Annotated in this window: 2 tRNA genes and 2 rRNA genes; all 4 read right to left on the bottom strand. The window is 43.2% G+C overall.

The features are described 5' to 3' along the window. Positions 1 to 77 (bottom strand): 23S ribosomal RNA (locus tag B7C41_RS19895); the annotation flags it as partial. 408 nt (positions 78 to 485) lie between these two features. After that, positions 486 to 562: transfer RNA gene (locus tag B7C41_RS19885), tRNA-Ile, on the bottom strand. Between the two features lie 15 nt (positions 563 to 577). Beyond that, positions 578 to 653 (bottom strand) — tRNA-Ala (locus tag B7C41_RS19880). A 104-nt stretch (positions 654 to 757) separates the two neighbouring features. Beyond that, positions 758 to 856: ribosomal RNA gene (locus tag B7C41_RS19875) — 16S ribosomal RNA — on the bottom strand; the annotation flags it as partial.

The following is an 856-nucleotide window of genomic DNA, read 5'->3' as shown; positions in this document are numbered from 1 at the left end:
AGCTTTTCGCAGATTAACACGTCCTTCATCGCCTCTAACTGCCAAGGCATCCACCACATACGCTTAGTCACTTAACCATACAACCCTAAGTAGTCTTTCCTTATAAATAAGGGGAAAACAAAGTACACCGTGGTGACTAAACCACAGCAATTGTAAAGTCTGACATTTTCACGCACACAAAGTGTGTCTTGAATAAGAGTTGATAGTAGTAAACTACTATCGGGTTGATTACGTCTCCGAGGAGGAGCCATAATCACCATCATCACTTCCCGATAAAAGAAGTAACAACAGCTTGGCATTTATAATTATTCAAACAACAGCGCGACACCGTGTTTGATATATAAATACCGGTATTTATATCAGCTTTCCAGATTGTTAAAGAGCTTGTCATTTGCACGCATTCGGCAAAGACTTGGCTTAAAAAAACCAAACGTAAATTGTTCATTGTGAACACCTTAGGTTTGGTCTTTCTTTATGAAGAAGATTGGTAGGTCTGGGCAGACTTGAACTGCCGACCTCACCCTTATCAGGGGTGCGCTCTAACCAGCTGAGCTACAGACCTGCATAGTATAATAAGTGGTGGAGCTAAGCAGGATCGAACTGCTGACCTCCTGCGTGCAAGGCAGGCGCTCTCCCAGCTGAGCTATAGCCCCTTATTATGCTAGGGTTTTACGTTTTCTTCTTCTAATTCGTTATCATGTAATTTGTGTAGACACTCGTGAAACCGAGGTTTCCATTAAGCTGTTTTACTTCAAGATAAGGAGGTGATCCAACCCCAGGTTCCCCTAGGGTTACCTTGTTACGACTTCACCCCAGTCATGAATCACAAAGTGGTGACCGTCCTCCCGAAGGTTAA

It is taken from the genome of Cognaticolwellia mytili (genome assembly GCF_002104475.1).
Taxonomy (GTDB): domain Bacteria; phylum Pseudomonadota; class Gammaproteobacteria; order Enterobacterales; family Alteromonadaceae; genus Cognaticolwellia; species Cognaticolwellia mytili.
This window is presented reverse-complemented; position numbering and strand designations above follow the sequence as displayed.